27 protein-coding genes and 1 tRNA gene are annotated in these 26,589 nt (G+C 64.1%); 17 read left to right on the top strand and 11 right to left on the bottom strand.

Translation table 11 applies throughout. From position 1 onward, the window contains the following. Positions 1-128: 128 nt before the first annotated feature. From AB7531_RS42150 to AB7531_RS42195, 10 genes are all read left to right on the top strand, one after another. A complete protein-coding gene (locus AB7531_RS42150) occupies positions 129-1,094 on the top strand; it encodes a sensor histidine kinase (protein ID WP_063980064.1) in 966 nt (321 codons plus the stop codon). Between the two features lie 206 nt (positions 1,095-1,300). Then, positions 1,301-3,037, top strand: a complete 1,737-nt coding sequence (locus tag AB7531_RS42155) for a putative bifunctional diguanylate cyclase/phosphodiesterase (protein ID WP_063980065.1) — start codon at positions 1,301-1,303, stop codon at positions 3,035-3,037. Positions 3,038-3,261: 224 nt separating this feature from the next. Next, positions 3,262-4,701 (top strand): sigma-54 interaction domain-containing protein, encoded by a 1,440-nt coding sequence (locus tag AB7531_RS42160; protein WP_063980066.1) that lies wholly within the window; start codon positions 3,262-3,264, stop codon positions 4,699-4,701. Between the two features lie 345 nt (positions 4,702-5,046). Further along, a complete protein-coding gene (locus AB7531_RS42165; RefSeq protein ID WP_063985950.1) occupies positions 5,047-6,231 on the top strand; it encodes a substrate-binding domain-containing protein in 1,185 nt (394 codons plus the stop codon). Between the two features lie 63 nt (positions 6,232-6,294). Continuing rightward, positions 6,295-7,059: an ABC transporter ATP-binding protein gene (locus tag AB7531_RS42170; protein WP_028155337.1), complete on the top strand. Its 765-nt coding sequence runs from the start codon at positions 6,295-6,297 to the stop codon at positions 7,057-7,059. Then, the gene (locus AB7531_RS42175) at positions 7,056-7,778 is read left to right on the top strand and encodes an ABC transporter ATP-binding protein (protein WP_063980067.1); all 723 of its coding nucleotides are present in this window, start codon (positions 7,056-7,058) and stop codon (positions 7,776-7,778) included. Before AB7531_RS42170 ends, AB7531_RS42175 begins: the two co-directional genes overlap by 4 nt. Next, positions 7,775-8,785, top strand: coding sequence for a branched-chain amino acid ABC transporter permease (locus AB7531_RS42180; protein WP_063980068.1), 1,011 nt, complete (start codon positions 7,775-7,777; stop codon positions 8,783-8,785). The genes AB7531_RS42175 and AB7531_RS42180 overlap by 4 nt, the downstream gene beginning before the upstream one ends. Next, positions 8,782-9,867, top strand: coding sequence for a branched-chain amino acid ABC transporter permease (locus tag AB7531_RS42185; RefSeq protein WP_028149341.1), 1,086 nt, complete (start codon positions 8,782-8,784; stop codon positions 9,865-9,867). Before AB7531_RS42180 ends, AB7531_RS42185 begins: the two co-directional genes overlap by 4 nt. Positions 9,868-10,041: 174 nt before the next feature. Next, positions 10,042-13,155 carry a bifunctional diguanylate cyclase/phosphodiesterase gene (locus tag AB7531_RS42190; RefSeq protein ID WP_063980069.1) on the top strand — a complete coding sequence of 1,038 codons (3,114 nt, stop codon included), beginning with the start codon at positions 10,042-10,044 and terminating at the stop codon, positions 13,153-13,155. 1 nt (position 13,156) lies between these two features. Then, positions 13,157-14,218 (top strand): sensor domain-containing diguanylate cyclase, encoded by a 1,062-nt coding sequence (locus AB7531_RS42195; protein WP_063980070.1) that lies wholly within the window; start codon positions 13,157-13,159, stop codon positions 14,216-14,218. A gap of 35 nt (positions 14,219-14,253) precedes the next feature. Here the strand turns inward: AB7531_RS42195 and AB7531_RS42200 are convergent, their stop codons facing one another. Then, on the bottom strand, positions 14,254-14,703 hold the full coding sequence (locus tag AB7531_RS42200; protein WP_231145501.1) for a hypothetical protein: 450 nt from the start codon (positions 14,701-14,703) through the stop codon (positions 14,254-14,256). On the opposite strand from AB7531_RS42200, the gene AB7531_RS42205 reads away from it, so the two are divergent. The 5 genes from AB7531_RS42205 (at position 14,596) to AB7531_RS42225 (ending at position 18,957) form a co-directional block, all read left to right on the top strand. Further along, positions 14,596-15,738 (top strand): MBL fold metallo-hydrolase, encoded by a 1,143-nt coding sequence (locus tag AB7531_RS42205; protein WP_441280298.1) that lies wholly within the window; start codon positions 14,596-14,598, stop codon positions 15,736-15,738. The genes AB7531_RS42200 and AB7531_RS42205 overlap by 108 nt on opposite strands. Position 15,739: 1 nt before the next feature. Continuing rightward, entirely contained in the window at positions 15,740-16,651 is a 912-nt protein-coding gene (locus AB7531_RS42210; RefSeq protein ID WP_063980073.1) for a hypothetical protein, read from the top strand. A gap of 25 nt (positions 16,652-16,676) precedes the next feature. Then, entirely contained in the window at positions 16,677-17,396 is a 720-nt protein-coding gene (locus AB7531_RS42215) for a metallophosphoesterase family protein (protein WP_063980074.1), read from the top strand. 103 nt (positions 17,397-17,499) lie between these two features. Further along, positions 17,500-17,576 (top strand) — tRNA-Arg (locus AB7531_RS42220). Between the two features lie 448 nt (positions 17,577-18,024). Then, positions 18,025-18,957, top strand: coding sequence for a ferritin-like domain-containing protein (locus AB7531_RS42225; RefSeq protein WP_063980075.1), 933 nt, complete (start codon positions 18,025-18,027; stop codon positions 18,955-18,957). Between the two features lie 25 nt (positions 18,958-18,982). Here AB7531_RS42225 and AB7531_RS42230 read toward each other — a convergent pair whose 3' ends face one another. Continuing rightward, entirely contained in the window at positions 18,983-19,192 is a 210-nt protein-coding gene (locus AB7531_RS42230; protein WP_014491045.1) for a hypothetical protein, read from the bottom strand. 94 nt (positions 19,193-19,286) lie between these two features. Then, positions 19,287-19,730, bottom strand: coding sequence for a TspO/MBR family protein (locus AB7531_RS42235; protein WP_084794905.1), 444 nt, complete (start codon positions 19,728-19,730; stop codon positions 19,287-19,289). Positions 19,731-19,773: 43 nt separating this feature from the next. Between AB7531_RS42235 and dinB the strand changes: the two genes are divergently transcribed. After that, complete coding sequence (gene dinB, locus AB7531_RS42240) at positions 19,774-20,874, top strand: DNA polymerase IV (protein ID WP_063980076.1); 1,101 nt, start codon at positions 19,774-19,776, stop codon at positions 20,872-20,874. A gap of 123 nt (positions 20,875-20,997) precedes the next feature. Here the strand turns inward: dinB and AB7531_RS42245 are convergent, their stop codons facing one another. From AB7531_RS42245 to AB7531_RS42255, 3 genes are all read right to left on the bottom strand, one after another. Next, positions 20,998-21,291 carry a hypothetical protein gene (locus tag AB7531_RS42245; RefSeq protein ID WP_063980077.1) on the bottom strand — a complete coding sequence of 98 codons (294 nt, stop codon included), beginning with the start codon at positions 21,289-21,291 and terminating at the stop codon, positions 20,998-21,000. 205 nt (positions 21,292-21,496) lie between these two features. Then, positions 21,497-21,790 carry a DUF1330 domain-containing protein gene (locus AB7531_RS42250; RefSeq protein WP_028151136.1) on the bottom strand — a complete coding sequence of 98 codons (294 nt, stop codon included), beginning with the start codon at positions 21,788-21,790 and terminating at the stop codon, positions 21,497-21,499. 25 nt (positions 21,791-21,815) lie between these two features. Further along, a complete protein-coding gene (locus AB7531_RS42255) occupies positions 21,816-22,505 on the bottom strand; it encodes a DNA-3-methyladenine glycosylase I (protein WP_063980078.1) in 690 nt (229 codons plus the stop codon). A 213-nt stretch (positions 22,506-22,718) separates the two neighbouring features. Here AB7531_RS42255 and AB7531_RS42260 point away from each other — a divergent pair, with 213 nt between their 5' ends. Continuing rightward, positions 22,719-23,546 (top strand): metallophosphoesterase family protein, encoded by an 828-nt coding sequence (locus AB7531_RS42260; RefSeq protein ID WP_063980079.1) that lies wholly within the window; start codon positions 22,719-22,721, stop codon positions 23,544-23,546. On the opposite strand, the gene AB7531_RS42265 is transcribed toward AB7531_RS42260, so the two are convergent. From AB7531_RS42265 to AB7531_RS42285, 5 genes are all read right to left on the bottom strand, one after another. Beyond that, complete coding sequence (locus tag AB7531_RS42265; RefSeq protein ID WP_063980080.1) at positions 23,485-23,973, bottom strand: Crp/Fnr family transcriptional regulator; 489 nt, start codon at positions 23,971-23,973, stop codon at positions 23,485-23,487. The genes AB7531_RS42260 and AB7531_RS42265 overlap by 62 nt on opposite strands. Positions 23,974-24,049: 76 nt before the next feature. Then, on the bottom strand, positions 24,050-24,586 hold the full coding sequence (locus AB7531_RS42270) for a GNAT family N-acetyltransferase (protein WP_063980081.1): 537 nt from the start codon (positions 24,584-24,586) through the stop codon (positions 24,050-24,052). A 121-nt stretch (positions 24,587-24,707) separates the two neighbouring features. Beyond that, complete coding sequence (locus AB7531_RS42275) at positions 24,708-25,448, bottom strand: di-trans,poly-cis-decaprenylcistransferase (RefSeq protein WP_063980082.1); 741 nt, start codon at positions 25,446-25,448, stop codon at positions 24,708-24,710. A gap of 27 nt (positions 25,449-25,475) precedes the next feature. Further along, on the bottom strand, positions 25,476-25,850 hold the full coding sequence (locus AB7531_RS42280; RefSeq protein ID WP_063985952.1) for a winged helix-turn-helix domain-containing protein: 375 nt from the start codon (positions 25,848-25,850) through the stop codon (positions 25,476-25,478). Further along, entirely contained in the window at positions 25,837-26,454 is a 618-nt protein-coding gene (locus AB7531_RS42285) for a hypothetical protein (RefSeq protein WP_028155350.1), read from the bottom strand. Before AB7531_RS42285 ends, AB7531_RS42280 begins: the two co-directional genes overlap by 14 nt. Positions 26,455-26,589: the final 135 nt, after the last annotated feature.

Consider the following 26,589-nt stretch of genomic DNA (forward strand, 5'->3'; position numbering starts at 1 on the left):
ATCTCGGCGCCGCGACAGTCACTATTCCTGCCGGTCTGCGACAAGGCAAGCTTTGCTTGTGCATGCGACATGCGTAACATTCCCGCTCCTTTCTCGATTTACGCGCGCATAGCGCAACCGGGCCGGGCATGGAGAAGCTGATCGACGAATTCCGCAAGGGCTGGCAGGGCGTGGCAGCGCCATCCCTCGCTCTGAGCCTCGGCTTCGCGGTCGCCTGCCTGCTGGTTGCGACGGTGGCGCGCTGGGGTCTCGCGCATGTGCGGCCCGACGTCTACTTCACCCCGTACTTTCCGGCCGTGTTCTTTGCCGCCGCGTTCGGCGGCTTGCGGATCGGCATCATCACCGCGCTGATCGGCGGCGTGCTCGGCGTCGTCGTCAATTTCAGCGACGCTCTTGCCGATCGCTCCAGGTTCACCTTGCTGACCCTTTATTGGGGCGTCTCCGCACTCACGATCTGGGGCGTCGAGCACTATCGCGGGATGCTGGCGGAACAGCGCCGGATTTCCAAACGGCTGATCGAGGAAGAAGAATACCGCAAGCTGCTGGTCGACGAGCTGCAGCATCGGCTGAAGAACAAGCTGTCGACCGCGCACGCCGTGCTGCACCAGGTGCTGCACGACCAGCCGCAGGTCTGGGCCCGGATCGATCCGCGGCTACGGTCGCTGGCTGCAACCGACGATCTGATCTCGCGGATCGACAAGGGCGGCTGCGATATCCGCGATCTCCTGATCGCAGAGCTCGGACCTTACGGCCATGTCCGCTTCACGCTCAACGGCGACCGGCTGTTCCTGCCGCCGAAGCTCGCGGTCACGCTGTCGCTGATGTTTCACGAGCTCGCCACCAACGCGGGCAAATATGGTGCGTTCTCCGCGCCGCGCGGATTATTGCAGGTGTCGTGGACCGTCAGCGGCGACCGTCTGACCGTCACCTGGGACGAAACCGAGGGCCCGAGCATCGACAAGGTCTCCGAGCCCGGCTTCGGCACCAAGCTGCTGAAGTCAGCGCTGTCGGCTTTCGACGGCAAGTCCGAGGTCTCGTATCTCAAGACCGGCCTGCATTGCATCATGCAATGCCGCATCCCGCAGAACGGTTAGACGCGGCACGAGCGCAAGAGACGCGCGCCCCGCTCGCAGTTTCGTTGCGCGCGTTGACGCTCCGTTAATGACGATGGGTCGGGCGCGTCGCATCGCCGCAAAACACCCCCGTATTTCTCCGTACCCCTTAACCAAACCTAAGAGGGAACTGCGCAAGATCGCGTCCATTGCAAAGGCGCGTTGAAACAACAAGATTCATGACTTCTATGAACGACAACAGATATTCCGGCGCGAGTGAAGCCGAACTCGGATTTCTCAAGGAAATCGTTAGAATGCTGCCTGCCGGTCTGACCGTGCAGGACGCGCAGGGCGAGCTTCTCCTGGTTAACGATGTCGCGGCCGCTCAGCTCGGCATGGACGGCAGCCGTCCGTCGCCCGATCTGACGCCGCGCCGGGAAGCCTGCCAGCGGGCACTGAGGTCCGGCGAGGCAGTCATCTCCGAGGAAGCGCTCCAGGATGGAGCTGCACGCCAGGTGCTGCTGACCACCCATCGCCCCGTCCGCGTTGCCGGACGCGAGCTGCTGATCTCGGCCTCCTCCGACATCACCGAACAGAAGAATTTCGAGGACCAGCTGTTCCGCTCGGCCTATTTCGACGAGCTGACCGGCCTGCCCTCGCGGCGCGTGATCGAGCATCGCGCCGCCAGCCTGCTCGCGCGCGACGGCAAAGGCGAGCGTTTCGCGCTCGCCTTTCTCGACGTCGACAATTTCAAGCACATCAACGACTATTACGGCCACGCCGTCGGCGATGCGCTGCTGGTCGAGCTGTCGAAGCGGCTCGGGCGCGACCTGCGCGATTCCGACATGCTGTCGCGCATCTCCGGCGACGAATTCCTGCTGCTGCTCTCCCCGATCCAGAGCCAGGAGGAAGTCGCCGAATTCATGCAAGCGACGCTGGAGCGGCTGACCGCACCGTTCTTCATCGACAATTCGGAGGTCTTCGCCTCCACCTCCGTCGGCGTCAGCCTCTATCCCGACCACGGCCGCAGCTTCGAGACGCTGCGCCAGAACGCCGACATCGCGATGTACCGCATCAAGAACAGCGGCAAGGGCTCGGCGGCCTTCTTCGACGCCAGCATGGAGCGCGAGGCGCTGGCGCGGATGAAGATCGAGCAGTCGCTGCGGCTCGCCATCCTCGAAAAGCGCTTCTGCTGCGCGTTCCAGTCCAAGGTCGACATCCGCACCCAGGCCGTGACCGGCATCGAGGCATTGGTGCGCCTTCGCGACGACGAGGGCGTGATCCAGGCGCCGGGCTCGTTCATCAACCTTGCCGGCGAATTGGGACTCATCGACGAGCTCACCCATCTCGTGCTCGCCGAGATCGTCAAGTCGATCGACCTGATCAACGACAGCTTCGGCGCGGAAGCGACCATCAGCATCAACGTCGCCGCCAAGCAGGCCGGCAATCCCGAATTCATGCGCAGTTTCGCGCGGGCGCTGGACGAGACCGGCTTTCCGCAGCGCTTCATGATCGAGGTGACGGAAGACGCCTTCGTCGCCAAGAATCATTTCCAGACCGAGATCCTGCCGATGTTCCGCAAGCTCGGCGTCGGCATCTCCATCGACGATTTCGGCACCGGCTATTCCTCGCTCTCGGCGCTCGCCGACATCACCGCCGACGAGATCAAGATCGACCGCTCGTTCATCACCGACATCCATAAGCGTCCGCGCAGCCAGGGCATCTTGCGCGCGATCGAATCCCTGAGCGAAGCGCTCGGGATGACCGTGATCGCCGAAGGCCTCGAATCCTACGAGGAGCTGGCCTATCTCCAGGCCGCGACCAAGATCCGCTACGCGCAAGGCTATTATTTCGCCCGGCCGATCTTCCTGGAGGAGCTCAAGCTCGCCACCCCCACCTCCAGCGAATCCCGTCCCGGCGTGTCCAACCGCCCGACGCAGCAGAACCGGCAGGGCTATTCTCGGGCGAGCGGGTATCGGCGGTAAGAGCCCAAGCGCCGCTCCAATCTCGATGTCGTCGCCCGGCTTGACCGGGCGACCCAGTACGCCGAGACGGTTGTGGTTGAACCGATAGGCCGCGGCGTACTGGATGCCCCGGTCAAGCCGGGGCATGACAGCGGTGGGGGCGGCTCGCATCCGCAACACCCATTTCCCCCTTTGAAATTACTGCCCTTTTGCTAATACACGGGCGGACTTCCCTGAGGTACGCCATGCCCTCCTCCCCCGACGTCAGCGATCCCGCCTATGTCCGCGCGCGGGCGATGGTGACGCTGTTCGAGCGGCTGGAGCATCTGTGCGAGGGCGCGATCGCGATCGATCGCGGCGGGCGGGTGATCTACGTCAACGAGAAATATCTGGCGTCGCTGGGCCTCAAGCAGACCACCGAAGCGATCGGCCGGCCGATCGAGGAGATCATCCCGAACAGCCTGATGCGGAACGTCGCCGAGAGCGGCGAGCCGATCCTGCTCGACATCATGGAGCTCGGCGGCGAACAGCTCGTGGTGACGCGCATGCCGATCGAGGACGAGGACCGCAACGTCATCGGCGCGATCGGGTTCGTGCTCTACGACCACCTCGAGAGTCTCAAGCCGCTGCTTGCCCGCGTCACCCAGCTCGAGAGCGATCTGCGGCTGGCGCGGCGGCAATTGTCCAACGCCCGCGCGGCGCGCTTCACCCTTGCCGATTTCGTCGGCACGACAGCGGCGATCGCGCAGGCCAAGGAGTTCGCCAAACGCGCGGCGCGGCAGAGCGTGACCGTGCTGCTCACCGGCGAGACCGGCACCGGCAAGGAGCTGCTGGCGCAGGCGATCCACAATGCGTCCTCGCGCGCGGAAAAACCGTTCGTCAGCGTCAATGTCGCGGCGATCCCGGAAACGCTGATCGAGTCCGAATTCTTCGGCACTGCTCCGGGCGCCTATACCGGCGCCGACCGCAGGGGGCGCGAGGGCAAGTTCCGGATCGCCGATGGCGGCACGCTGTTCCTCGACGAGATCGGCGAGATGCCGCTGCAATTGCAGGCCAAGCTGTTGCGCGTGCTGCAGGAGCGCGAGATCGAGCCGCTCGGCTCGGACAAGATCAGCAAGGTCGACGTGCGCGTCATTGCCGCGACCAATGTGGATTTGCGCAAGCGCGTCAGCGACGGCGCCTTCCGCGCCGATCTCTACTACCGCCTCAACGTGCTCTCGATCGACCTGCCCCCTCTGAGAAAATGCCTCGACGATCTGCCCGACATCTGTGCGCGGCTGATCGAGGACATCAGCGCCTCCGGCGATTTCCTCAATGCCAGGATCACGCCGAGCGGATTGTCGGCGCTCGCGCGCTACGACTGGCCCGGCAACGTCCGCGAGCTCCGCAACATTCTGGAACGCGCACTGATCCTGAGCGATTCCGGGCGCCTGACCGGCGATGATTTCGTTCACATCCTGCCGGTCAGCGCGGAGGCCGGCCCTGGACCGGCGCCGCAGATGACCGGCTCGGTCGTCCCCTATGCCGAAGCCGAGGCGGAGTTCGAGAAGCAGACGCTCGAACATGCGCTCGCCGCCAGCAACGGCCAGATCTCGGAAGCCGCGCGGATGCTGCGCATCTCGCGCGCGACGTTCTACAAGAAGCTCGCCAAGTTCGGACTGGCGTCGGGATCGCCGCCTGTCTGACTTTCGAGACGGCACGTGTCCGGAGTCTCGGACTCCTGACACCGCCATATCGGCACTCGCCTGTGGCATTCGCGCGCGATCCGCCGCAATTTCAGGCATTCCCGCGCAAAACTCCGGATCTGGCGCAGGGCTTGCTCTGAGGCGGCCTGAGAAAACGCATGGGCTGATGTGAAGCCAGGGGATCGTTAACGCGAACTCATCGCGGCCTGCGACGATCCGGCACGCGCACGTCAAGAGACTGTCACATGAGCCTCGTGCAAGCTCCGCCGGAAGGTGGAATTGCAATGTATGCACACTTGTGCAAATCGCTGTGATCAAGGCAGTTCATTCAAGGAGGAAATCATCGTGCGTCGATCGCTCATTCTCACGGCAGCCATCCTCGGCCTGGCCGCGAACACCTCCGCGCAGGCCGACGACCTCAAGGTCGCGCTGATCTACGGCAAGACCGGCCCGCTCGAAGCCTATGCCAAGCAGACCGAAACCGGCCTGCAGATGGGTTTTGAATACGCCACCAAGGGCACCATGATGCTCGACGGCCGCAAGATCGTCGTCATCACCAAGGACGACCAGGGCAAGCCCGACCTGTCGAAAGCCGCGCTCGCGGAAGCCTATCAGGACGACAAGGCCGACATCGCGATCGGCACGACCTCGTCGGCCGCGGCGCTCGCCATCCTCCCCGTCGCCGAGGAGAACAAGAAGATCCTGATCGTCGAGCCCGCCGTCGCGGATCAGATTACCGGCGAGAAGTGGAATCGCTACATCTTCCGCACCGCGCGCAACTCGTCGCAGGACGCAATCTCGAACGCGGTCGCGATCGGCAAGCAGGGCGTCACCGTGGCCACGCTGGCGCAGGACTATGCCTTCGGCCGCGACGGCGTCGCCGCCTTCAAGGAGGCGCTCGCCAAGACCGGCGCGACGCTCGCCGCGGAAGAATACGCCCCGACCAACACCACCGACTTCACCGCGGTCGGCCAGCGCCTGTTCGACGCTCTCAAGGACAAGCCCGGCCGCAAGGTGATCTGGGTGATCTGGGCCGGCGCCGGCAATCCGCTGGCCAAGCTGCAGGACATGGACCCGAAGCGCTACGGCATCGAGCTCTCGACCGGCGGCAACATCCTGCCGGCGCTCGCGGCGTATAAGGGCCTGCCCGGCATGGAAGGCGCGACCTATTACTACTACGACATCCCGAAGAACCCGGTGAACGACTGGCTGGTCGCCGAGCACCAGAAGCGCTTCAACGCGCCGCCGGACTTCTTCACCGCGGGCGGTTTCGCCGCCGCGATGTCCGTCGTCGCCGCCGTCACCAAGGCGAAGTCGACCGACACCGAGAAGCTGATCACGGCGATGGAAGGCCTGGAGTTCGACACGCCGAAGGGCAAGATGGTGTTCCGCAAGGAGGACCATCAGGCGCTGCAGAGCATGTATCACTTCAAGGTCAAGGTCGATCCGAACGTCGCCTGGGCCGTGCTCGAGCCGGTACGCGAGCTGAAGATCGAGGACATGGACGTTCCGGTCCGCAACAAGCGCTGATATCGAATCCCCTCTCCCCGCCCGTGCGGGGAGAGGATCCTTCCCTATTCCAGAGTTATCCTCATGGCCCTGACGCTAGAGACGCGCGACCTCACCATCCGCTTCGGCGGCCATGTCGCGGTCAACAACGTCACCTGCACGTTCCGCCCCGGCGAGCTCACCGCCATCGTCGGGCCGAACGGCGCCGGCAAGACCACCTATTTCAACCTGATCTCGGGCCAGCTGCGCGCTTCACACGGCAGCATCCTATTCGACGGCACCGACATCACCCAACATTCCGCGCCGCTGCGCACCCGCGCGGGCCTTGGCCGCGCCTTCCAGCTCACCAACCTGTTTCCGAATCTCACCGTGGAAGAGAACGTCCGCCTCGCGGTGCAGGCGGCCAGCGGCACCCATTACGACATGCTGCGGCCCTGGATGGTCCGCCGCGACCTGATCGCCCGCGCCGATGCCATCCTCGACCAGGTCGCACTCGGCAATCGCCGCGGCGTCGCCGCCACTGCGCTGTCGCATGGCGACCAGCGCAAGCTCGAGGTCGCGCTGATGATCGCGCTCGAACCCAAAGTGTTCATGTTCGACGAGCCGACCGCGGGCATGAGCATCGACGAGGTGCCGGTCGTGCTGAACCTGATCGCCCAGCTCAAGCAGGACAAGAGCAAGATCATCCTCCTCGTCGAGCACAAGATGGACGTGGTGCGCTCGCTCGCCGACCGCATCATCGTGCTGCACAACGGACAACTTGTCGCCGACGGTCCGCCGGCCGAGGTGATCGCCTCACCGATCGTGCAGGAAGCCTATCTCGGCGTTGCTCCAAAGAGTGCCGCATGACAGATCTGCTCAAACTCTCCGGCGTGCACACGCATATCGGCCGCTACCACATCCTCCAGGGCATCGACCTCGCGGTACCGCAGGGCCAGACCACCATGCTGCTCGGCCGCAACGGCGCCGGCAAGACCACGACGCTGCGCACCGTGATGGGCCTGTGGCAGGCCTCCAGCGGCGAAATCACGCTCGCAGGCGAGCGCATCGAGAGCCGCGCCACGCCCGACATCGCGCGGCTCGGCGTCGGCTACGTGCCGGAGAGCATGGCGGTGTTTTCCGACCTCACGGTGAAGGAAAACCTGGTGCTGGCGGCGCGCGACGGGCCGCTCGACGATACCCAGCTCGACTGGATCTTCGGCTTCTTCCCCGCGCTGCGCCGGTTCTGGCTGTCGCGCGCGGGAAGCCTCTCGGGCGGACAGAAGCAGATGTTGTCGATCGCGCGCGCCATCGTCGAGCCGCGCAAGCTGCTGCTGATCGACGAGCCGACCAAGGGGCTGGCGCCCGCGATCGTCATGGCACTGATCGAGTGCCTGAAGGAGATCGAGCGCAAGGGCGCGACGATCCTGATGGTCGAACAGAATTTCTTTGCCGCCCGCGAGCTCGGCGACAACGTGCTGGTCATGGACAACGGCACCATCGTCCATCGCGGCGAGATGGCGGCGCTCGCCGCCGACGTGCCGCTGCAGGAGCGGCTGCTCGGCCTGAGCCTGGAGGCGCATCAGTGACTGAACTCGCCGCAAATGATCCACTGCCGAAGCCGAAGCGCGATCTCGCGCCGATCCTGCTGCCGGTCGCACTGGCGCTTGCGATGATTCCCCTGGTGGGGTCACCCAGCACCTGGCTGACGCTGACCGCCGCGAGTCTCGCCATGGGCATGATGATCTTCATCATGGCTTCGGGGCTGACGCTGGTGTTCGGCCTGATGGACGTGCTCAATTTCGGCCACGGCGCCTTCATCGCCGTCGGCGCCTATGTGGCAACCCTCGTGCTGGCGCCGTTCGCGGCCTCGATGCAGGCGGATTCGCTGTGGACGAACCTCGCGGTGCTGGCGCCGGCAGCGCTGCTGTCGATGGCGGTGTCCGGCGCGCTCGGCCTGGTCGTCGAGCGCGTGCTGATCCTGCCCGTCTACGGCCAGCACCTGAAGCAGATCCTGATGACGACGGGCGGCCTGATCGTCGCCGAGCAGACGCTCTATGCGCTGTGGGGACCGCAGATCATCCCGACACCCTTGCCGACCTCGCTGCGAGGCTCCTTCATCCTCGGCGACGTCGCGATCGCCAAATACCGTGTGCTGGCGATGCTCGTCGGCCTCGCGGTCTTCATCGCGATCCAGCTCGTGCTCAACCGCACCAAGCTCGGCCTGCTGATCCGCGCCGGCGTCGAGAACCGCGAGATGGTCGAGGCGCTCGGCTATCGCATCCGCCGCCTGTTCCTCGGCGTGTTCATGACGGGATCGGCGCTCGCCGGCCTCGGCGGCGTGATGTGGGCGCTGTATCGCGAGCAGGTCCACGCCTCCATGAGCGACGACCTCACCGTCTTGATTTTCATCGTCGTCATCATCGGCGGCCTCGGCTCGATCGGCGGCTGCTTCATCGGCGCCATCCTGGTCGCGATGGTGGCCAATTACGGCGGCTTCCTGGTGCCGAAACTCGCCCTCGTCTCCAACATCCTGCTGATGGTCGCCATTCTGATGTGGCGGCCGCGCGGCCTCTATGCGGTGACCAGCCGATGATGCTCCTGTCAGGCGATCCGCCGAAGAGCCGCGTGCTCACGCTCCTCCTCATCGTCATCATCCTGGCGCTGGCGGCGACGCCGTTCCTGTTCCCGGGTGCCAAGGCGCTGAACGTCGCGGCCAAGATCTGCGTCTTCGCCGCGCTGGTCGCCTCCTACGACCTCCTGCTCGGCTATACCGGCTCGGTGTCGTTCGCCCACACCATGTTCTACGGCATCGGCAGCTACGCCATCGCGATCGCGCTGTACGGGATGGGCCCGAACTGGGCCGCGGTCGCGACCGGCATCGTCGTCGGCCTGCCGCTCGCGGCGCTGCTCGCGCTCGCGATCGGCCTGTTCTCGCTGCGGGTGGCCGCGATCTTCTTTGCCATGATCACGCTCGCGGTCGCCTCCGCCTTCCAGGTGCTGGCTTCGCAGCTCTCCTGGCTGACGGGCGGCGAGGACGGGCGCAGCTTCCAGCTGCCGGAATTGCTGCGGCCCGGCACGGTGCTGATCTCCAAGAACCTGTTCGGATTCGAGATCAACGGCCGCATCCTCACCTTCTACCTGGTGTTCGCCGTCTCAGCCCTGATGATCCTCGCTCTGTTGCGTGTCGTGAACTCGCCGTTCGGACGCGTGCTCCAGGCGATCCGCGAGAACCGCTTTCGCGCCGAGGCGCTCGGCTTTCGCACCGTCTTCCACCTGACCTACGCCAACTGCCTCGCCGCGCTGGTCGCCGCCAGCGCCGGCATTTTGAACGCGCTGTGGCTGCGCTATGCCGGTCCCGACACCTCGCTCAGCTTCTCGATCATGCTGGACATTCTGTTGATGGTGGTGATCGGCGGCATGGGCACGATCTACGGCGCGATCATCGGCGCCACCATCTTCATCCTCGCCCAGAACTATCTGCAATCGCTGATGGGCGTCGCCTCCAAGGCGGCGAGCGAAGCCGGCCTGCCGTTGCTGCCGGGGCTGCTGCATCCCGATCGCTGGCTGCTGTGGCTCGGGCTGCTGTTCATCGCCAGCGTCTACTTCTTCCCGACCGGCGTCGTCGGACGTCTGCGCAACGCCGGCCGCGACAAGAGCGCGGGCGCTTCGCATTAAGCTGCGGTTAATGATGCAGCGCAGCGGTTGTGATGGGCACGGCACAACCGCGACGTGATTCCCGCCCCACTGCATACGGGCGCGGCTGCACAACCGGATTAATGCTTAGGTAACTGGCTTTCCTAAGGTTTGCGCCATTTGTGCGGTGTATTCCTGTCCTTCCAGGGAGGGGGAATGCGCCAGGTCTTTTCCACGGTGACAGCCGGAATGTCATCAGCCGCGACCAACGGCTGGGCGGCCTTGGCGCGGCGTGGTCCTGTCCTCTGGCTGACCCTGTGCGGCGTGTTGCTGGTCGCCGGGATCTTCGCCGTGACCGCCATGGCCGTCGGCGAATTCCGCGAGCGCACCCTGGCCAACCGCGAGCGCGAGCTGGAAAACACGGTGCAGCTGATCGCACGGCACTTCGATCAGCAATTCCAGGATTCCGACGTCGTCGCCGCCGACCTGATCGGGCAGATGAACCTGCCGGAGATCACCTCGCCGGCGATGTTCCGCGAGCGCATGTCCGGGCTCGCGACGAATCAGATGCTGCGGAGCAAGATCAGCTCCGTCTCCTATCTCGGCGACATCGCGATCTACGATGCCGACGGCGAGCTGATCAACTGGTCGCGGGCCGAGCCGCTGCCCAAGATCAACGTCTCCTCGCGCGCCTATTTCCAGACGTTCAAATCCGATCCGATGGCCGAATCGGTCATCCTGGAATCCGTCCGCAGCTTCATCATCGGCAAATGGACCACGATCGTCGCGCGGCGGCTGAGCGGCGCGGACGGCAGCACCTTCCTCGGCGCCATGGTCCGGCGGATCGATCCGGACAGCTACCGGCAGTATTTCGCTTCTGTCGCGCTTGCCGAGGGTACGGCGATCTCGCTGTTCGATCGCGAAGGCAAGATGCTGGCGCGCTATCCACATGTCGAAGAGCTGATCGGCAGGAATTTCAAGGACGCGCCGCTGATGCGCAAGATGCTGGCCGAGGGCGGCCGGCACACGCTGCGCGTCAAGGGTCCGATCGACGGCGAGGACCGCCTCGGCTCGGGGGCCTCGCTGTCGCATTTCCCGCTGGTCATCGTCGCGACCAACACCACGAGCGCCGCGCTGGCCGACTGGCGTCAGCAGACCGGCTTCATGGTCACCACGGCAACGCTTTCGGCGATCGTGATCGCATTGATCCTCTTCCTGATCATCCGCCAGATCAGCCGGCAGAACCGGGAAGCCCAGGAGCGGATCGAAGCGGAACGGCTCCGGCTCGACACCGCCCTGAACAACATGTCGCAAGGGCTGATCCTGTACGACGCCGCCGGATTTATCGTCACCTGCAACCGCCGCTACTCCGAGATGTTCGGCCTGTCCGACGACATCATCAAGCCCGGCTGTCACATCCGCGAGGCGATGCAGCATCGCAAGGAGCGTGGCACGTTCGGCGGCGACGTCGAGACGTTTTGCACCGATGTGATGCGGGTCGTCGCCGAGGGCAAGGTCTCCAGCAGGATCCACGAACTGCCCAACGGCCGCGCCTTCCAGGTCATCAACACCCCGCTGGCGCAGGGCGGATGGGTCGCCACGATCGAGGAAATCACCGAGCGGCGCAATCTGGAGCAGGAGCGCGACCGCAACTACATGTTCCTGCGCGAGATCATCGATCACATCCCCTCGCAGATCACGGTGAAGGATGCCCTGACGCGGCAATATCTGCTGGTCAACCGGACCGCCGAGGAGCAGTTCGGCCAGTCGGGTGACGTCATCGTCGGCAAGACTCCTTTCGACATGTATCCGGAGGCCGCCGCCAGGATCGTCAACGACGACGACAGCAAGGCGCTGCAGGCGCCCGGGGGATTGTTCAAGGACGAGCACACCTGGCAGAGCCAGACCAAGGGACCGCGCTACATCACCTCGACCCGGATCGGCATTCGCGACAAGTCCGGCGAGCCGCGCTACCTCATCAGCGTCGTCGAGGATGTCACCGAGCGGCGGCGCGCCCACGAGAAGATCGCGCATATGGCGCATTACGATGCGCTGACCGACCTGCCGAACCGCACGCTGTTCCGCGAACAGATCGAGCGCGAGCTGGCGAAGGTCGCCGGCGGCGAACAGTTCGCGCTGCTCTATATCGACGTCGACGAATTCAAGGGCATCAACGATTCGCTCGGCCATCACGTCGGCGACGAGCTGCTGAAGGCGATCGCGACCCGGCTGCGCGGCTGCCTCAAGAAGAGCGACCTGATCGCGCGGCTCGGCGGCGACGAATTCGCCGTGATCCAGACCGGAATCCAGTCCTCTGCGGACGTGCTATCGTTCGTGACGCGGATCTACGAGGCGATCCGCCAGCCCTATCACTGCCTCGGCCATCAGCTCTCCACCGACGCCAGCATCGGCATCGCGCTGGCGCCGCAGGACGGGACCGATCTCGACCAGCTCATCAAGCACGCCGATCTTGCGATGTACGGCGCCAAGGCCGAAGGACGCCGCACCCATCGCTTCTTCGAGCCGGAGATGGATGCGAGCGCCAAGGCGCGCCTGACCATGGAGCAGGATCTGCGCCAGGCGCTGGTGAATGGCGGCTTCGAGATCCACTACCAGCCGCTGGTCGACCTGAGCACCAACGACGTGTCGGGCTGCGAGGCGCTGCTGCGCTGGCGGCATCCCGAACGCGGCTGGGTGTCGCCGGCGGAGTTCATTCCGATTGCCGAGGATACCGGCCTGATCAACGAGCTCGGCGACTGGGTGCTGCGCATGGCCTGCAACGAGGCCGCGACCTGGCCGGCGCATGTGCGGATTGCGGTCAACGTCTCGCCGGTGCAGCTCAAATGCGACACGCTGGCGCTGCGGATTGCCGGCGCACTCGCCGCCTCCGGGCTCTCTCCCTCCCGGCTCGAGCTCGAAATCACCGAGGCCGTGCTGATCCGCGACGACGAGGCCGCGCTCTCGATCCTGCACCAGCTCCGGTCCATCGGCGTGCGCATCGCGCTCGACGATTTCGGCACCGGCTATTCCTCGCTGAGCTATCTGAAGCGCTTCCCGTTCGACAAGATCAAGATCGACCGCTGCTTCGTCGCCGACATCGCGGAGACCAGCGGCGCGCCAGTGATCGTGCAGGCGGTGGTGAACATCGCCGCGGCGAGCCACATGACCACCGTCGCCGAGGGCGTCGAGACCGAGGCGCAGCGCGAGATGCTGCGCGCGCTCGGCTGCACGGAGATGCAGGGTTATCTGTTCAGCAAACCGAAGCCGGCCGCCGAGGTGCGAAAGCTGTTCGGTCCGAACGATGCCGCGCCGGTGGCGGCGGTGGCCTGAGATGGCGAAGCCGAGGAAAACGTCAGCGAAAGGCGTCGACGTCGCGGATTCCTATGCCGTGCGGCTGATGCAGCATCTGGTGGTGCCGACCTTCGTGATCGACCCCAAGCGCCGCGTCGTGATCTGGAACAGAGCCTGCGAGCGGCTGACCGGCGTCCCCGCCGCGGAGGTGATCGGCACGACGAAACACTGGCAGGCCTTCTACGAGACCCGGCGCCCCTGCCTCGCCGACCTGGTCGCGCTCGACCGTCCCGAGCAGCTGCCGGAGTTTTATTCGGAATATGCCGCACGCGGCCACAACGGGCTCGGCTTTTCCGCGGAGAACTGGTGCGTGATGCCCAAGCTCGGCAGCCAGCTCTATCTCGCGATCGACGCTGGCCCGATCCACGACGAGGCCGGCCAGCTGATCGCCGTGGTGGAGACGCTGCGCGACCTCACCGATCAGAAGCGCGCCGAGATGGCGCTTAAGGAGCTCGCCACCAAGGACGGGCTGACCGGCCTGTCGAACCGGCGCGCCTTCGACCAGATGCTGATGAGCGAATGGGCCCGCGCCCAGCGGACGCAGAAGCCGATGGCGCTGCTGTTCGTCGACGTCGATCATTTCAAGCTGTTCAACGACCGGCACGGCCACCAGAGCGGCGACGAATGCCTGCGCGCGGTCGCTGATGTCGTCAGCCGCCATGCCGTGCGCCCGCTCGACCTCGCCAGCCGCTATGGCGGAGAAGAGTTCGCGCTGATCCTGCCCGACGTGGATTGCGATGCCGCCTGCGCCATCGCCGAGGAGATCCGCCGTGCCGTCATGGCCTTGCGGATCGCTCATGGAGCTGTTGACGCCGGCGACCACGTCACCCTCAGCGTCGGCGTCGCAAGCCATATTCCCACTGAGGCCGACGGCAGCCCCGACCGGCTGCTGGGTGCGGCCGACGAGGCGCTCTATGCGGCAAAACGGCTCGGCCGCAACCGCGTCATCTGCTCCGAACGCCTGCTTGCCGAATTCGCGCACGCCGATCGCGGCTCGCCCGGGATTCAAGTCGCCGCCAATCGCCGGTCCAGCCGGGGCTGACGTTCATCCCACCGAAGGTTCTATTGCGTTCGGCCTCACCAGCAGGTGATGTTGCGCCGGAACAACACGGACATTTTCTTCTCGAAAAGCCGCAATTTCTCGGGCGCTCGTTTGAATATAGATATGTCGTTGCCTGGAGCCGTATTCGCTTTGAAATTTCCCCGCCCATCTCGCAGTGCCCTCCCCTCCGCCAAAAACGCCATCGCCTGGTCGCGAGTCACGGCCGAACCCGGCTCGGCCGCCAAGACCAACCGCTGATGACCGAAGCAGCCGGTTCGTTTCGCGGACGTGTCCACCGCGGAACGCAGCAAATTGGTGGCACCTGCATCGAGCTCGAGGCCGCGGGCGAGCGAATCCTGCTCGACCTTGGCCTTCCGCTGGATGCCGACGGCGCGTCCGACGATCTTCTCCCGCCTGTGGCCGGGCTTCGCGTCGAAGATCCAACCCTGCGTGCGGTTGTCCTGTCGCACGGACACGGCGATCATTGGGGTTTGCTCCCCCTGTGCAGACCCAATGTCCCCCTCGCCATGGGCGCTGCGACCGCGCGCATCATCTGTGCGGCAGCTCCTTTCGTGCCCAACGCCTTCGTGCCCAATGTTTCATTCGAGCTGAACGATCGCAGAACCTTCCAGATCGGCCCGTTCAGCATCACGCCCTATCTTGTCGATCACTCGGCCTATGATGCCTATGCGCTGCTGATCCAGGCTGCCGGCCGGCGTCTGTTCTACAGCGGCGACATCCGTGCGCACGGTCGCAAGGGCGGTCTGTTCGAGCGATTGGTGAGCCATCCGCCCCGCGGTATCGACACGATGCTGATGGAGGGGTCGAGCCTCGGCCGTCTCGACGAGCACACGCAATTCCCGACGGAGGACGACATCGAGGCGAGGCTGACCGAGAGTTTTGAGCAGCCAGGCTTCGTCATCCTCTCGGCGTCCGCGCAGAACATCGATCGCATCGTCAGTATCTATCGCGCCTGCAAGCGCAGCGGCCGGACGCTGCTGCTGGACCTCTATGCGATGGAGATATTGCGGGCCACTGGCAACGAGCGCTTGCCGAACGCCGGCTGGCCCAATTTGTCGGTCTATGTGCCGGAATATCAACGGCGGCAGATCGCAAGGAAAAAGCGCTTCGACCTGCTGGATCCCTACAAATCCGCACGGATCTACCGCGAGCGCATCACCGAGATCGCCGATCGCACCGTGATGCTGTTTCGCCCGGCGATGGCCGACGACGTGGAGACCGCAAATCTCTGGCCCGGCACCAGAGCGATCTGGTCGCAATGGGACGGATATCTGAAGGACGGTCCTGGCGCCAGACTGAAGGCGGATCTCGCGACACGCGGCGTTCCCATCGAGATCATCCACACCTCGGGCCACGCCAGCATCCTGGATCTCAAGCGGCTCGCGAACGCAATACAGCCGGACAGGCTCGTGCCCGTTCACACATTCGAAGGCGACAGTTTCTCCAGATATTTTGACAACGTCACGCGACGCAGCGATGGCGAATGGTGGGAGGTATGAGATGAGCTTCAGACGCGGAATCCGGGGCGACGACTTTCGCAAGGCACTCGAGACACTCGCCCAGCAGGATGGCTGGTGGAAAGACGTTCTCGCCGATCCCACACTCATCATCGGCATTCGGGACGAGTACCTGAACGTCTACTGGCAGGGGCAATCCATCTTCAAAGTGTCATTCAAGGGCGGGAAGGTGACCGCCTCGACGCACGAGAAATATCTGCTGAATCCGGACTTGAAGGATCAGGTCTCGCTGGTCGAGGGGAAGTTCGCCTTCGGCAACGCCGAGCCAAGAATGCTGACGCGCGACTACGAAGGCGCAGAGACGCTGGCGAAGCTCAAAAGGGCCGCATCGCCCTATTCCGGACAGGAGAAGGAAGGCGTCCACGAGATCGCGACGTCCAATCTCTCCGTCGTCGACGTCGAGATTGCGATCAACGCATCCGGCGTCCCCGGCATCAAGCGGAACCTCCCCCGCATGGACCTGGCGAACTTCGAAACGACGGCGACCGGCGTGGATCTAGTGTTCTGGGAGGCCAAGACGTTCAGCAACCCCGAGCTGGAGAACGGCGATATTGTCGGTCAGATCGCGGACTATCAGAAGGTGATCGACCTTCACAAGACGGAGATCGAAGACAGCTATCGATGCGTTGCGAATAATCTGGCCGGCATGGCGAAATGGAGCAACGGACATCGCAATGTGGCTGCGGCGATCCGCGCTGTTGCGGACGGGGCCAAGCTCAACGTGAGCAGCGCCAATGTCGGGCTGCTCGTGTATGATTTCACCGCGGTTCAACGCGATCGCAAGGACAAGGACGGCAAGGCGCTGAGCGACAGAGTGATTGAATCGCTCGCGAAGGTGGGCGTGGGTCCGGAGCGGATCAGGCTCAAAGGCACGACAAAGGGTCTCACCATCTAAGTTGGCACGCGGGAGAAACCTGGCTTTGCATCTTCCCGAGCACGAAGAACTCACCTTCGCGATCGGCGACATCCACGGCTGCTTTGACAAGCTGACGTCGCTGCTCGCCGCGTGCGAGGAGCTTCGCGGCGAGCGGAGCGCGCAGTTTGTGCTTGTCGGAGACTATATCGACCGGGGACCCCAAAGCCGCGAGGTGATGGATTTTCTCGTCGGCAGCGAAGGGAAGCAGGACCGCCCCTTCGTCTGTCTGCGGGGCAACCATGAGGAGATGCTGCTTCGCGCGGCCGACATGGAGCGCACCGACCGCGACCTCATGAATTGGTGGGGCAACGGCGGCGAGCAGACGCTCGACAGCTACGGGATCGACGATCCCGCCGATCTGCCGAGCGAGCATCTCGACTGGATACGCGCGCTTCAGCTGACGAAAATCGAGCATGGGCGGCTGTTCGTCCATGCTGGACTACGGCCGGACGTGCCGCTGGCGTCACAATCCGAGCGAGACTTGCTGTGGATCCGGGAACCCTTCCTGTCGTCGGATCACGACCACGGGCTTTTCGTTGTCCATGGTCATACGCCGGTCCGGTCCGGGACACCTGATCTGCGAGCCAACCGGTTGAATCTGGATACCGGCGCCTGCTTTGGCGGCCCGCTCACCGCGGCCGTGTTCGCCACCTCGGAGACGGGCCCGTTGATGTTCGTGACCGATTCCGGCGAGATCTCGGGACCGGCCGCCCTCCGGGATTGAAGAGCGAAGCATAAGACCAGGAATTGGGCGATGCCGGGCGTCCGGGCACGGGCAAAGCGGAGGTTGCCCACCCCCCGCCAATCGGCTAAATGAACCTCGACTAGCACCCGTAGCTCAGCTGGATAGAGCGTTGCCCTCCGAAGGCAAAGGTCACACGTTCGAATCGTGTCGGGTGCGCCAGTCTCCCTACTCTTTACCGAGACTGTGTGCCGGACCGAGACTGTGTGCCGGCTTTTGACGCTGTGACGGCACCATCCATCAAATGTTGCGGCTCGCAATCTGGCCTTCGCAACGTCGCGCGCGCGTCCGGCTAAGCACGTCGAATGGAAAAGCGGTCACAAATCTCTGACCAACGGCGCAATTGATTGCACCCTTAAATTGTACTATTGTTCATGGGTTGCGGAAAATGAGCCCGATCGCGGCACGTTTCTGGTCGCGATCATCGGGGCAGGTCCGATTGTAGGCGTGATGTCGCAGACCGATATCCGGTTATTGTCGGACTGAATCACCCCAGGAGCGCTCGTCCCGCAAGCAATGAGCCAACACGGAACCTGCTTGACGACGTCGATCCAGTGGCGGCGCCAGGAACAGGGCTTCGCAATCAACCGAGTCGGGAGGGGTGCTTCAGATGAAAACCATCGCCCAGTTCGTCGAGGATCGCATTACGACGCTTTCCGACCTGAAAGACGCACTCCAGACCGCGATGCAATTGGAGTTCTCCACCATCCCGCCTTATCTTTGCGCGCAATGGTCGATCAACAGCGACCCGGGCGGTGTCGGCGGTATGATTCAGGACATTGTGGTGCAAGAGATGTATCACTTTGCCCTGGCAGGCAACATGCTGACCGCGATCGGCGGCGTGCCATCCATTGCCAATGCGACCTTCATTCCGAGCTACCCGACCAATGTCCTGCCCGGAGAAATTCTGCAAAAATTGCCCGTTGATCTGAAGCCGCTTACGCCAGATCAAGTTCAGGTCTTCATGCAGATCGAGTATCCGGAATTTCCACCGGTTGCGCTCGCCGCAAGAACGGGACCTGCGACGATTGGTGATTTCTACGATGCGATCGCCGAGGGTTTCACCACAGTCAATCCCGCGATCAATGCCAGCGCTTTCGCGGTCAATTCGGGGGAAGCAACGCCGATCAAGAGCATCGCCGATGCGCAGGCGGCGATCCTGCTGATCAAGGCCGAAGGTGAAGGTACGGAAGGCTCTCCTAACCAACCCCCAACCGGCAATGCAACATTCGCCCACTATTATGTCTTCAAGGAAATCTACACCGAGAAAACGCTGGTGCAGGATGCGGCTGGCCATTGGAGCTTTACGGGAGCACCAATCCCGTTTCCGACCTGGTTCGATTTTCAGCAATCGACCGTCACACCGAGTCCGTCGCTTGCGTTCAATCAGGCCCTGTCGCAGCTCTTGATCGGCCTTCAAACGTGCTGGACAAGCGGTACAAGACCCAGCATCGGCGCCATGTTCACACTTCAGTCGCTTGGCACGGACCTCATCCAGCAGGGCATTCGTCCTGAGTTCCTATGGGCGCCTCCGTCGGCATGAACTCCGGATCTGCCGCCTGCCTCCCTCACGTCAGCATCGAGATGATCGACTGGATCTGATCGGAGGCGGACGTCACCAGGGCGTCATACGACGTATGACCGTGCGCGGCAGCCTTCAAAATGCATTCGGCGACAGCGGCTTTCAGACCGAACACCGACTGATCGGCCGGTACGCTCGCCATCACGGTCTCGAGGGCCTGGCGCATGGTCTGAATGAGCTCGGAGCTGTATTGCATTGGCTGTCCTCCGCGCTCCTATATAGGAACGCGTGCCTAGGCTCGCCACTCACGAGCCTGAGATTGCTCTTTGATGAACCTTGGACAAATCGCCTCAATTCAAGCGCCAGATGGCCGCATTGAGCAGGCCGGCAAAGGCGACCCAGGCTGCATAAGGTATGAACAACGCGGCGGCCAGCCTGTCCCGTGACGTCTCGAGACTGATGTAGGTCACGATCGCGACGAACAGGCAAATGAGTATGACGAGCGCGGCTCCGATCTGGTGCATCGTGAACATCACCGGAGACCAGACGAAATTGAGGGCCAGTTGCGCGGCCCAGACCTGCATCGCTCGACCCGGCGGCTCACGGCGAAAAGTCCGCCAGCCCGCAACCGCGATCATGATGTAAAGGATAGTCCACGCCACCGGGAACGCCCAGTTCGGCGGCACGAAACCCGGCTTGGCAAGGGCCGCATACCACTCTCCCGGAAGATTGGTCGCGCCGATCAGCCAGCCGATGCCGACCACACCGACGACGAAGACCAACAACTGAAGCATCCATCACCTCGCGCTTCTCTTCGGGCAATTGTATCATCGTTCCATGAGCGAATCCGGCACGGTGACTGGCGAGGCCACGCCCGTCCGCAAGATCATCCATATCGACATGGATGCCTTCTATGCGTCCGTGGAGCAGCGCGACAATCCGGAGCTGCGCGGCAAGCCGGTCGCCGTCGGCGGCTCCGCGGAACGCGGCGTCGTCGCGGCCGCGAGCTACGAGGCCCGCAAGTTCGGTGTTCGCTCCGCGATGCCGTCGGTGACCGCGAAGCGGCAATGTCCCGACCTGATCTTCGTCAGGCCGCGCTTCGAGGTCTACAAGGCGATCTCCAAGCAGATCCGCGACATCTTTGCCGAGCACACGCCAATCATCGAGCCATTGTCGCTCGACGAGGCCTATCTCGACGTGACGGAGAATTTGCAAGGCATCCCGCTGGCGCGGGACGTCGCCTTGCGGATCCGTGAGAAGATCAAGGCCGAGACCGGCCTCAACGCTTCGGCGGGCATCTCCTACAACAAATTTCTTGCAAAGCTCGCCTCCGATCATCGCAAGCCCAACGGTCAGTTCGTGATCTCGCCGGAGATGGGACCCGCCTTCGTCGAGACGCTGCCCGTCGGCAAGTTCCACGGGATAGGCCCGGCGACCAGCGCGAAGATGAACGCGCTCGGCCTGTTCACCGGCCTCGACATCCGCAACCAGACGCTGGAGTTCATGAATGCGAATTTCGGCAAGTCGGGCGCCTATTACTACTGGATCTCACGCGGCGTCGACGAGCGACCGGTCCGGGCCAACCGGATCCGCAAGTCGATCGGCGCGGAGACGACGTTCTCGACCGACCTCGACGAATACGGCGCGCTGGCCGCCGAGCTCAAGCCGCTTGTCGACAAGGTCTGGCGCCATTGCGAGACGACCGGCAACCGCGGCCGGACCGTCACCCTGAAGATCAAATTCGCCGACTTCGAGATCATCACGCGCAGCAGGTCCGTCACGGCGCCGGTTGCAGGCCGGGACGATCTGGGGCGGCTGGCCTGCGGCTTGCTCGAAGCCGAGATACCGCTACCCAAGCGCGTCAGGCTGCTGGGGGTGTCGCTGTCTGCCCTCCAGGACGGCGACGATGCGGAGCCGCAGCTGACTTTCGGTCTTTGAACCAGGCTGGAAAGGCCCTCCGCGAACGCGAGATCCTTGTCCGCGGCGCGGCTCCAAACCAGCCATGGAAGGTGGCGGGATTTTCAGACCCGCCACCGATGAAGGCCGATCCGCTCGGGCCAATCAATGCCTCACATGCTCGAACACGACGATCACACCCGTCGGCTCCGGCTCATGGGCCATCAGGCGCGTGAGGTCGGCATCGCTCCAGTTGGCGAGGCTGACGACTTCGCCGGTCTGGCGCTCAGCGCCGACCGACGGCGTCGGCTCGAGCACCTTCAGGCCCGTTTCGTCGACGAAGAAGGTGTGTTCGCCGAACATGCTGTTGAGCTGCGGCATGGCGGGATGTTCGTCGGGCAGCACCTGGGCGCCGAGTTGGTTGACGGTCTGCTTCACCTGTTCGGATGTGAGCTTCATGCGCTGCTCCGTTTCTGTCGTGCCGGGTTTCAGTGAGTTGAGCCAAAACGGGCGTTCCCTGCGCCTGTGTCGCCTGGCTCAAATTCCCGAACGGGTGTTGCGCACGAATGTTCCGGAAAAATGCATTTCGTGATCGCGAGTTTCATCTGCCGCGCTCACGGCACGGGACCGCCACACGAAGCACACGATCCGCCTGTCGATGCCGCTATTCGGCGGCTTCGACGATCCGGATGTCGCGGTCGGCGCCGTCTCCGAGCAGGTCGTGAGCGGCCTTGTAGGCGGGACTTTCATACGCCGCCCTGGCGCGCTCGACGCTATCGAACTCGATGAGAACGACGCGTTCCATCAGGCCGTGCTCGTAGGCCGCAACCGGCATCCCGCGCGCGAGCACGCGTCCACCGGCGGCCTCGATGGCCGGACGCGACAGCTTGGCGTAGGCCGCCATGGCGTCGGGGCTCTTGATCGCGCGGTAGGTGGCAACCCAATAGGCTTTTGCCATTTTTATTCTCCTGGTTTCTCGTGACTTAGTGCTCGCCTCGGTTCTCGCCAACCGAGAGCGCGCAGATGCGTGACAGATATGTGTATGGCAGACCGGTCTCCTCGGCCCAGGCGTTGAACTGTGCCTGCACTTTTGCGAGATCGCCCTTTGATTTGACCTCTTCGGCGATGTCGAGGCCGGCATCGCGCAGGCAGGCGACGACATCCCTGGAGGTGACAAAACCATCCCAGCCGACGAAGCGCAGCAGCATCTGCCCGGTGTTGCCGCCGAGCCGGCTGCCGCGCTTCGTCAGGAGATCGAGCAGGCCGACCTCGTTGGATGGCGGCCATTTCGCCAGAAACTTGCCGAAGCTGCCGTGCTCTTTTGCGATCTCCTGGACGAAGCTGGCGTTGTCGCGCACCGACATGATCTTGGCGCCGTTGCGCACGATGCGCGCGTCGCGCACGAGGCCCTCCCAATAGTCCTCCGGCTGGAAGGTGAGCTTGGCCGGCTGGAAATGCAAAAACGCCGCTTCAAAGCCGTCCCATTTCGAATCGATCACGCTCCAGGCAAAGCCCGCGCAAAACACCCGCCTGGTCATCTCGGCGAGGATGCGATCGTCGCCGAGCTTGGCGAGCCCCTTCAGGTCGGGCTTTTCGGGCATCAGCTTGTCCAGCGCCTTGGGGCCGCCCTTGCGTTTCTCGGCGCGGGCACGAATGGTCTTGAAGGAGGTCATGCGGATACGGGCGTTTGAGGATGCGCCACGACATCAGAATTCGATGACACGGTCCAGCCCTGCGGCGCCCGGTCACTTGCGCACGCCAATGCGCCGCAGCATGCTGCCGGCCATTGGCTTGACGAAGAGAGGCAGCCATTCTGGTCTGCTTCTTGCTTTGTAATTAACGTTTTGGAATTCCCAGACCTTTTCAAACCCGCCCACGGATTTTCAATGCGCTGCCTGGTCGTGGCCGATTTGCACTACTCGCTGCCGCAGCTCGACTGGCTGGTCAGCGCGGCACCGCAGTTCGACCTCGTGATCTTCGCCGGCGATGCGCTCGACATCGGCTCGGTGGTGGATTTTCGCGCGCAGATCGTGGTGGTGAAGAAATACCTCGCGTTGCTCGCGGCGCAGACCCGCGTGATCCTCTGCTCCGGCAATCACGACCTCGACGAGCGCAATGCGGAGGGCGAAAAGATCTCGCGCTGGATCTCCGAGGTGCGGGAGCTCGGGATCACTTGCGACGGCGGCAACCTCACCATCGGCGACACGCTGTTCACGGTGTGCCCGTGGTGGGACGGCCCGCTGGTCAAGCAGCGCATCGTCGAACAGCTGCGCGACGCCGCCGAAAGCCGCCCGCAGCACTGGATCTGGGCGCATCATGCGCCGCCGGCGAATTCACCGACCAGCTGGGGCGGCAAGCGTTTCTTCGGCGACGTCGATCTGGTGCAATGGATCATGCAGTATCAGCCGTCGATGGTGATCTCGGGCCATGTGCACCAGTCGCCCTTCGTCGCCGACGGCTCGTGGTTCGACCGGCTCGGCCAGACCTGGGTGTTCAACGCCGGCCTGCAACCGGGACGGCCGCCGACGCATATCGTGCTGGATCTCGCTGCGGACAAGGCGTTCTGGCTGGCAGCGGGCGAAGCGCAGTGGATCGACCTCGGCGCACCGCTGAAGCGGCCCGCAAACACCATCGAGGAGCCGCCGGACTGGCTCACATCCTTGGATCGGATTGCCGATCCGAGCCTGGCGACACCTCGAGCGGCGGCAGGTTGATCATGCTCTGGAGCACCTCGCCGACCATGGCGAGATGCGTGCCGTGGCCAGCATATTGCCGCTTGAGATCGGCGAGATAAGTGTTGGCGACGTTGAGCCGCTGCGCCAGCGTGCGCGCGAGCAGCAGCGCGACCTCGGGCCGCTGGATGAGGAATGACGCCGCGTCCTCGAACTCATAGATGACGGAATCCGAGCTGGCCCGCACCGTCGCGGTGTGCGGCAGCCCGAGCAGCACGGACATCTCGCCGAACACGGCGCCGGGCTCGGTGATGGTCGCGACCACCGTGTCGCTCTTGAGCACCTCGAGCCTGCCCTCGACGAGCACGTAAAGATGGCCGCTGCTGGTGCCGCCCTCGGTAACGACCGACGTGCCGGCCATGACCTGCCGCTCCGTTCCGCCGGTGCAATGATCCAGAACTGCGCGCATCGCCGAAGCTCCCATCGCTGGGGAAATCCAGGCGATACTAGAGCACGATCCGTGCCAGGCGGCAACGCGCGGACGGCTACCGCGACAGGCGCTTTGCGAGGTGAACCGACTGCCAGTCTCCGAGACCGGTATCCCGGAAGCCCGCCTTCTTCGCCAGACCACGCATCTCGGTATTTGTCCGCGCCGTCTCCGCGGCGATCATCTCGTGGCCAAGATCGGTCGCCCGCGTCTCCATCGCCGTCATCATCTGCAAGCCGAGGCCCAGGCGCTGGAACGCATCGGCGACCGAGATGGCAAACTCGCCATGCCGTGCAGCCGCATCATAGGCGTAGTTCGCTTCGCCGATGATGGCGTGCTGCCCGTCCTGCCTGACTTCGGCGAGCAGGGTGAAATGACCGGGACGGCCCGTCTTCGCCACGCATTCGGCAGCGACCAGGGCGAAGTCGGTACGCGCGCCCATGAAGCGCTTGTTGCGCGACGTCGTGGACAGGCCGGTGAAATAAACCGACAGGTTCTCGACATCGGATACGCTGGCGGTCCTGATGCAGACCATGCCCTTCGCTTCGGCCAGTTCGACCGGCTCGACGACGGCTCCCGGAAACAACAGTGACATGCGTGATGCTCTCGGCAGGTTGCGTGGCTCGCACACCTAACCGAGGCCGCGCTTCCGCGGCTTGGACACCACTGCCAATCATGCGGCTGAAAACGAACAGCTCGTTGTCCCGTGCCGTGCATCACACACGGGAGAGTGACGGCACCTCGTCGGGCATGATCGCCTGGAGGCCGCCGAAGCGGCGCTCGCGGCCGTGGAAGGACGCCAGAGCCGCGGAGAGATCGCCCGCGTCGAATTCGGGCCACATCCGCTCGGTGAAGTGCAGCTCGGCATAGGCGCCTTCCCAGAGCAGGAAGTCCGACAGCCGCTTCTCGCCGGAGGTGCGGATGATGAGATCGACGTCGCGAAGGCCGGCTTCGCCGGTAACGAGCTGCGAGAAGGCTTCGCGGGTGAGGCTCGTCAATGCCGCCGCCTTCGCTGCGGCGTTGAGGATCGCGTCGCGCGCGGAATAGTCGACCGCAATGCGCAAGTGAAGCGCGCTGCCGTGCGCGGTGGCGTCTTCCGCGCGCGCGATCGCATTGGCGATGCCGTCGGGCAGACGGTCGCGGCGGCCGATCACGGTGAGGCGCACGCCGTTCCTGGCGAGGCTCTGCACCTCGTTGGCGAGATAGAAGCGCAGCAGCGTCATCAGCGCGGCGACTTCGGTTTTCGGCCGTCGCCAATTGTCGGTGGAGAAGGCGTAAAGTGTCAGCGTCCCGATGCCCTGCTTGGGTGCGGCCTCGACGATGCGGCGGATCGCCTCCACGCCGGCCTCGTGGCCGCGCAGGCGCGACAGGCCGCGGCGCGTCGCCCACCGGCCGTTGCCGTCCATGATGATGCCGACGTGAAGCTTCTCGTTGCGAGAGGTCATGTCGCTTTGCATTGCAAAGTCTCCGGTCAAAAAGGGGGATCAGGTCGAGATGATACCGAGACGGCCGAGCGGCGGCGCGTCGCGGCCGGCGGCCTTGGCGGCGTCGCGCACCAGCCGCTCGAGCACGGCGAGATAGTCGAGGAAGCGGCGGCGGCCCGCCTTGGTCAGGCGGCAGGTCGTGTGCGGGCGGTTGCCCTCATAGCCTTTGGTCACCTCGACGAGGCCGGCCTCCTGGAGCACGGCGAGATGCCGGCTGAGATTGCCGTCGGTGAGGCCGCAGAGCTGCTTGAGGTCGGCGAACGCCAGACCCTTCGGATGCGCCATCAGCGAGGTCAGAAGCCCGAGCCTCGCCTTCTCATGGATGACGCGGTCGAGCCCTTCATAGGAGAAGGGTGCGCTGTCAGTCTTCGACATCATGGTCTCCGGACGCGAAATACAGAATGCCCGCCATCACCGACTGCCCGATCACGAAGGGCAGCCCCATGGTCCACGGCGATAGCGTGTGAGTCCGGCTCGCGAGCACCACGACCGCGAAGCCGGAAATAAAATACCAGGCGCCGGCGAGCGCGACGGTGCGCGGCAGCGAGCGGACGGAAGCGAAAATGCCGAGCGACACCAGAATCTGCCACAGGCCGGGCAACAGCCACAGCGTCTCGCTCGCGAACTTCCACATCACCACCGCGAGCAGCACGCCGGCGACGCCCGCGGGCAGGAACTGCTCGACCGCCTGATGGATCATGGCATCGGCCAGGCCGGAATGATGACGGCGCGAGCGTGCGCGCATCTCGATGCCGATCATCAGGACGGAGAGCACCGCGGCCATGAACCAGCCGAAGAAGAAGCCGACCGGCTCGCTGGTGGGATCGCCGAGCAGCCAGAATTGGAGGATTGCGGTGAGAAGCGCGACGGCGCCCGTCGCAGCGATCGTCGCCGGGCCGTAGCCGCGGAACGCCGTGCCCGCCGCAATCTGGTTGCGGATCGCCACGATGTCGGCCAGTGCCTTGTCGAGATCGCGCATTGGCAACGCCAAAACCCCGCTCCGCCCAATTAACCGGGACCGCCCGTCCCGTCACTTTGTATCGCAAAGTATATAGCACCGCAAAGTAAAGGCAAGCCCGGAAGTCGCAGCCGGATGGTTCGATCCGCACAAACA

This window comes from Bradyrhizobium sp. 63_E2_N1_3, assembly GCF_052076005.1.
GTDB classification, from domain to species: Bacteria; Pseudomonadota; Alphaproteobacteria; order Rhizobiales; family Xanthobacteraceae; genus Bradyrhizobium; species Bradyrhizobium barranii.